Raw genomic sequence first — 6,045 nt, 5'->3', positions numbered from 1 at the left:
AGCCAGGTACCCGGGAAGTCACCGTGCACAGTGCTAGTCGGTTTGCTACGCGGCGGCAGGTTGAGTTGATCGCCGCTCGTGATCGGGGGTGCACGTTCCCGGGGTGTGATATGCCGGTGGGGTGGTGCGATGCCCACCATATGATCCCCTGGTCCTCTGGTGGACCCACGACGGTGGCGAATCTGACCTTGGCGTGCCGGTTCCATCACACGTGGCATGACCAGCATGGGTGGAGGGCCGAGTTGATCGGTGGTTTGCCTGCCTGGATTCCTCCCCGGCATGTGGATCTGGAGCAGCGGCCGGTGTTTCATTCCCGGTTCGCGGCTGCCCTGGTGGATGTGAGTGCTGCGCGGAACGCTGCGGGTTTGCCGCCGGTGTGGGTGCCGGAGGATTTCTCCCCACCTGACTGGAACGCAGAATCGGACCTGTCGGATTCACCCGATCCACCAGGCCCGCCAGACTCGTCTAAGACTTCGGGTTCACCGGGTTCATCCACGACATCGGGGACCGGCACTCCGCCTGCCACAGGTGCTCCGGGTGCCTGCACATCCGGCACCGGTCCTCCGGACCCCGGCACGCCGTGGGGCACTCATGGGTCCTACACCGGGGATGCGGGCATCGACCCCGATGCCGATGACACGGATCTCCCACCCTTCTGAACCACGGTAGGGTCTACTCCAGGCCGGCCACGGCCAGGACCTCAACGTGCCCTCGTCCGACGTCCCATCCGTAGTACTCCAGGAACGGCGTCAACAGCATTCGCTGCAGTGTCCTAACTCACCTCCACATGATTTGTAATTTCCCCCGGCCCCCCGTAGAGTTATACCTGTTGACGCGGGGTGGAGCAGTTCGGTAGCTCGCCGGGCTCATAACCCGGAGGTCGTAGGTTCAAATCCTGCCCCCGCCACGGAAACCCTGGTTGCACCAGGTTGCTGAAAGCCCCGAAGTTCTCACTTCGGGGCTTTTCCCATGTCTGGCCGAGAAAACCCGTAATCCACGCCAGCCGCCCGAGCCCGGCGGAAGACCGGCCCCACCTCTCAGGGGATAACATCCGCCAGGTGCACCCCATACCTCTAATCGAACGTCTAACGACGCTCTCGAGCGCCCGCACTCCGTGGCAGAATCGAGCCATGGTCACACTCACCGTTGAGCTCGGAGACATCACCACCTACCCCGTCGATGCGATCGTCAACGCGGCGAACAATGCCATGCGCGGAGGTGGCGGCGTCGACGGGGCGATCCACAGGGCGGGCGGACCCGCAGTTCTTGCCGACTGCATCGCCCGTTTCCCCCAGGGCCTGGCCACCGGCGATGCCGGCTGGACCACCGCTGGCGAACTGCCGGCCCGCTGGATCATCCACACCGTGGGCCCGAATCACAATGCCGGACAGCGCGACCGCGGTCTGCTCACCTCCTGCTACCGTCGTTGTCTCGAGGTCGCCGACGACCTGGGCGCTGCGAGCATCGCCTTCCCCCTCATCAGCGCCGGAGTCTACGGCTGGCCCAAGGACGATGCGATCGCGGCGGCAGTGGGCACGATCCTGGACTCCCCCACCCGGGTGGAACGCGCTCTGCTCATCGCCTTCGACCAAGCCACCCACGACAGGATCCGGCGCGCCCTGGACCAGCGCACCGGGCCCACCGTCTGAGGCGCCGACCATGCCCCGCGGCCCCGTATCCTCAGGACCCACAGGCTGGAGGAGTCCGCGCGTCCTGCGCCCAGCCCTCATCGCGCTCTGGTGCCTCGATGGGCTCATCGCCTGCGTCCTCGGCTGGATCACGCCGGCGGCCCTTGACGCAAGCACCGTCGTGAACTTCGGCAGCGCCGTCTACGGCTTCCTCCCGGCAGACAGTCCTCTCGGCGCGCTGACCACCGGCGCCGCCCTCGCCGTCGGAGTGCTGGGCCTGGTGGGATTGGCCGGGCAGGGGGTCTACGGAAACGCGACCGGCACCGGCACCGCCTGGGGCGCGGCGAATCTGTTCGGAGTGCCCATGCTGGGGGCGGGAGCCGCAGCGGCCCTCAACCTCGGCCTGAACAGGGCGAACCCCGGCACGGTACTCACCGCCGGCGCGATCGCGCTGTGCGGGTTGGTCCTCGTCTGTCTCCCGATCCTGGCCCGGCGCGGGGTCGCCCGCCTGGAAAGGCTGCGGGAACATACCAAGGACATCGGCACTCGCACCACCGCCCGGGTAGCGAAGGCCACGCGTGTGACACTCAACGACGTCGATCGGTGGAAGATCTGGTTGGAGTACCAGGATGCGCAGGGACAGGCCTGGCACATCACCCACGTCCTGCCGATCGGATCGTCAGACCGGCCCCAGGCGGGCCACTTGTACTCCCTCACCTACGATCCTGCACACCCCGGCAGCAAATCCCGCACCTTCGTCCACGGTCCGGTAGGACGCCGGATCCCGGGAACGGGGAGGAACCGGCGGCCGGGCAGGCTACCCTGAACCACCCGCGCGTTCCCGCAGGCCGGGAGCCCCATAGGATTGATGGGGACAGGCCCCAACGCAGCACCGTGGCAACGTAAGGAGACCCATGTCCATCTCACTGGTGACCGGCGGCGGCATCGCCCTGGTCGTCCTCGTCATCCTGGTGGTGGCAGCCCTCTTCGGCTACATCACCTTCCGCCGCGCATATCGGGTCGCGGCGCCCAATGAGGCACTCATCATCACCGGCGGCAAGGCCAAGAAGGCCAAGGGCGATATCGACCTGGAGTCCGCAACCCGGATCGTGGTCGGCGGCCGGGTCTTCGTGCGCCCTCTGCTCGACCGCGCCTACTCCATGGATCTGTCCTCACGCCAGATCGGCGTGCAGATCGAGGCCATGAGCTCGAATTCGATCCCGCTGGTCCTCGAGGGCGTCGCTCAGATCAAGGTCGGCGAGGACATCGCCGATATCCGCCGTGCCGCCCAGCGCTTCCTGGATCAGCAGGACGATATCGACAAATACTCCAGGGAACTGCTCTCGGGCACGATGCGTTCGGCCGTCGGTACGCTGACCGTCGAACAGATTCTGCGCGATCGCGCGACCTTCGCGGAGAAGATCCGCGAGGATGCACTGGAATCGATGAACAACCAGGGTCTGGTGCTCGATACCTTCCAGATCATCTCGATCGAGGACCGCGACGGCACCTACCTGCGCGATCTGGGCCGACCCGAGGCCGCGGCCGCCGCCAAACGTGCCTCGATCGCCGAATCCGAGGCCAACCGCGAGGCCACCGAGGCACAGAACCGCAACGCCCAGCTGATCGCAGACTCGCAGAAGGAACTGGAACTGCGGCAGGCCGCGATCCAGCAGGAGACGGCCAGCCAGAAGGCCGAAGCCGAGGCCGCCGAACAGCTGGCCAAGGCCGAACAGCAGCAGCGGATCCTGGCAGAACAGCAGAAGATCGCCGAGGCGAACAACGATCTGAAGGAACGCCAGCTGGTCGCCGAGGTCCGCAAGCCGGCGGACGCGAAGAAGTACGAGTCCCAGCAGACCGCCGATGCCCAGCGCTATGCGCGCGAGCAGGCCGCGGAAGCCGAACTGACCGAATCGCAGCGCCGCGCAGACGCAGCCCAGGCCAAGGGCCGTGCCGATGCCGCGATCGTCCAGCAGCGGGCGGAAGCCGAAGCCTCCGCGACCCGTGCCAAGGGCGAGGCAGAAGCACTGGCGGTCGAGGCAAGGGGCCGGGCCGAGGCCTCGGCCGCTGCGGAGAAGGGCCGGGCGGAAGCCGAGTCGATTGCGGCCGCCGCGGACGCCTACGCCAAGTACACCGACGCCGCGCGCCTGTCCGAGGTCCTCAAGGTTCTCCCGGAGATCGCAGGTCGCCTGGTGGAGCCCTACGGCAATATCGAGAAGCTCTCGGTGATCTCCACCGATGGGGAATCGAAGCTGACGCAGAATGCTGCGGTCAACCTCGAGAAGACCATCGACATGGTCTCCTCGACGACCGGCTTGGACGTCCACGGGCTGCTCGGATCGCTCATGGACAGGTCCGCGGGAACAGATCCGGCGGCTACCCCGCGGACCCGCACACGGAACGAGGCGCCCGGCGCCCCCGCAGGGACTCCGGACGCCTCGGATGAAGCCGCGCAGAAGCGGGACGAGCCTACTTCTTGACCTTCTTCACGACCTTCTTGTCACCGGCGACGATGAACAGCAGTCCGCCGATGATGGCCGCGTTCTTGGAGAACTGAACGATATCGCCCGGCCGGGCATCCGCGTCCTTCTCCCAGAAGGAGTGCCCGGCCAGGGTGGTGGGCACCAGCGTGGCGGCCAGGCCCAGGGCGGAGACCCGCGGCAGGAGGCCCAGTGACAGGGTTGCACCGAACAGAGCCTGGGCAGCACCGTTGAGCCGCACAGCGGTCTCATCGTCGAACGGCAGGGGGACGACTCCGCGGATCTGATCCAGCGTCTTCTTGGCGACCTCGGGCCGCTGCCCCGGGTTCAGGGCCGCCTGCGCGCCCAGATAGGCGATGCCACCGCCCAGCAGGGTACGAGCGCCGGACTTGAGAAGCTTCTTCACAATCATGATTCCCCTTTGGTATCACCGTTGGTCTGCATCTCCAGCCTAGCCGCGCCGTGGGCTGCCTGCCACTGGCGCACCCAGGACCTGCCGTAATCGTTTCCATTGGGCACCCGCATGACCGTGTGCACATGGAACCGCTGCGGGAAGTCGTAGTCGAGGAAGACACCGCAATGGTGGTCGAGTTCGACGATGAGCACCGGGGACTGAAACCGGTAGTAGAAGACATCGCCCACCTGGTGCCCGCCGATCCAGCTGAAGTGCGCCTCGTCGAGGTGGTCGGCGACCTCACGCAGTTTGGCCGCCCGGGGGCCTGCGGGCAGGCTGATGAGGAAGGTCCCCACCAGGTCGAGCACCGCCTGTTTGGCCACATCGTCCAGTTCTGCCACCGGCACGCCCTCGTAGGGGATGACCCGATTGTCCTGGACGGCTCCGGCCAGGTGGCGCTCATCGCCCGGGTGGACGCGTCCTTCGGGCATCGCCGGGTCGACGATCTGCTCATAGGTCACGGCGCGCTCCAGCTGTTCCGGGCTCAGCAGTGCCATCAGGTCCGTGCCGGCATCCACCCGGTCGTCGAAGGAGCGCAGGCCTGCGTCCGGACCGGCGTCGATCTCATTGGGTTCGGCCCCGTGGAACACCGGGCCCAGGGTCATCCGACCCTCCACCACCAGGCAGTTGACCGCGCAGTGGTGGCCGTAGAGCTGCCAGCCCCAGGGCGCGATGGGATCGGGTGTGCCGTAGACGGCGAAGTTGTAGCTGAAGTCGCCCAGGATCGCAGGCAGGCCCACGACCTCGCCCAGGAAGCCGTGGATCCGCATCATCGCCCTGGTCAGCTCATAGCCCTCGGGGCTCAGGCTGGCGCGCACCAACTCCAGAGCCGCCTCTCGGACCGCCTGCGAGGCGAATTCCAACCGCACACCCGTGTCGAACTGCATGAACTCCGGGTTCGCCCAGGTCTGCCACTGCGCGGCATCGACCTCGTAGCGCAGCTTGTCCCTCTCCTCCGGGGTGCAGACTTCGAACAGGGCCGAGGCCGTGGTCCAGCAAGAGGGCGGAGAGTTCCACTTCCCTGCCGAGGGGGCTTCGGCAGAGCCCAGGCGGAACTGGACCTGGTCGTCGTGGGACCGCCCCCTGACACCCCGGACGGGCGCTGAGGCCCATCGACGCACATCATCACGCTCGCATTCCCTCAGCCGGCGAAGTCTCACCTCTGCTGGTGGTGGCTCCACACACGCGCCGGTGGCAGCAAAACCCACGAGGTTTGCTGCCACCGGTGCACGTGTCGAGCCACTCCCCCAGAACACCCCCCCAAGCACTCCCCGAGGGATCCAGGCGGATGCGTCCACTGGGTGGTCCTCAACACCCACAAAAAGAAGAGAGCCCGCGTGCGAGCCCCACCCCCTACAGGGCGGCTCAAGCACACAGGCTCCCTCATATACAAAAAATTGCGGCGGTGACCTACTCTCCCACACACTCCCGCATGCAGTACCATCAGCGCAATCGGGCTTAGCTTCCGGGTTCGGAAAGGGAC

General features: G+C 66.7%; 6 protein-coding genes, 1 tRNA gene and 1 rRNA gene. 5 read left to right on the top strand and 3 right to left on the bottom strand.

What is annotated here, in order from left to right:
- Positions 1–110 precede the first annotated feature (110 nt).
- The 5 genes from NQ034_RS15910 (at position 111) to NQ034_RS15890 (ending at position 4,108) form a co-directional block, all read left to right on the top strand.
- The gene (locus NQ034_RS15910) at positions 111–659 is read left to right on the top strand and encodes an HNH endonuclease (RefSeq protein ID WP_257050001.1); all 549 of its coding nucleotides are present in this window, start codon (positions 111–113) and stop codon (positions 657–659) included.
- Between the two features lie 174 nt (positions 660–833).
- A tRNA-Met gene (locus NQ034_RS15905) sits at positions 834–907 on the top strand.
- A 223-nt stretch (positions 908–1,130) separates the two neighbouring features.
- Complete coding sequence (locus NQ034_RS15900) at positions 1,131–1,649, top strand: O-acetyl-ADP-ribose deacetylase (RefSeq protein WP_257050000.1); 519 nt, start codon at positions 1,131–1,133, stop codon at positions 1,647–1,649.
- A 10-nt stretch (positions 1,650–1,659) separates the two neighbouring features.
- A complete protein-coding gene (locus tag NQ034_RS15895) occupies positions 1,660–2,454 on the top strand; it encodes a hypothetical protein (RefSeq protein WP_257049999.1) in 795 nt (264 codons plus the stop codon).
- Positions 2,455–2,542: 88 nt separating this feature from the next.
- On the top strand, positions 2,543–4,108 hold the full coding sequence (locus NQ034_RS15890; RefSeq protein ID WP_257049998.1) for a flotillin family protein: 1,566 nt from the start codon (positions 2,543–2,545) through the stop codon (positions 4,106–4,108).
- Here NQ034_RS15890 and NQ034_RS15885 read toward each other — a convergent pair.
- The 3 genes from NQ034_RS15885 to rrf all read right to left on the bottom strand — a co-directional run.
- Positions 4,098–4,520: a DoxX family membrane protein gene (locus NQ034_RS15885; RefSeq protein ID WP_257049997.1), complete on the bottom strand. Its 423-nt coding sequence runs from the start codon at positions 4,518–4,520 to the stop codon at positions 4,098–4,100. The genes NQ034_RS15890 and NQ034_RS15885 overlap by 11 nt on opposite strands.
- The gene (locus NQ034_RS15880) at positions 4,517–5,683 is read right to left on the bottom strand and encodes a DUF3500 domain-containing protein (RefSeq protein ID WP_257049996.1); all 1,167 of its coding nucleotides are present in this window, start codon (positions 5,681–5,683) and stop codon (positions 4,517–4,519) included. Before NQ034_RS15880 ends, NQ034_RS15885 begins: the two co-directional genes overlap by 4 nt.
- Before the next feature lie 276 nt (positions 5,684–5,959).
- Positions 5,960–6,045, bottom strand: a 5S ribosomal RNA gene (rrf, locus tag NQ034_RS15875); the annotation flags it as partial.

The sequence above is a fragment of the Brevibacterium moorei genome (genome assembly GCF_024580735.1).
Lineage (GTDB): Bacteria > Actinomycetota > Actinomycetes > Actinomycetales > Brevibacteriaceae > Brevibacterium > Brevibacterium moorei.
Note: the sequence above shows the minus strand (reverse complement) of the source record. Positions and strands in the feature narration are given on the sequence as shown.

Excerpts from the sequence above, each read along its gene's own strand:
- NQ034_RS15910 (WP_257050001.1), top strand. The coding sequence starts at position 111 with ATGCCGGTGGGGTGGTGCGATGCCCACCATATGATCCCCTGGTCCTCT.
- NQ034_RS15900 (WP_257050000.1), top strand. The coding sequence starts at position 1,131 with ATGGTCACACTCACCGTTGAGCTCGGAGACATCACCACCTACCCCGTC.
- NQ034_RS15895 (WP_257049999.1), top strand. The coding sequence starts at position 1,660 with ATGCCCCGCGGCCCCGTATCCTCAGGACCCACAGGCTGGAGGAGTCCG.
- NQ034_RS15890 (WP_257049998.1), top strand. The coding sequence starts at position 2,543 with ATGTCCATCTCACTGGTGACCGGCGGCGGCATCGCCCTGGTCGTCCTC.
- NQ034_RS15885 (WP_257049997.1), bottom strand. The coding sequence starts at position 4,520 with ATGATTGTGAAGAAGCTTCTCAAGTCCGGCGCTCGTACCCTGCTGGGC.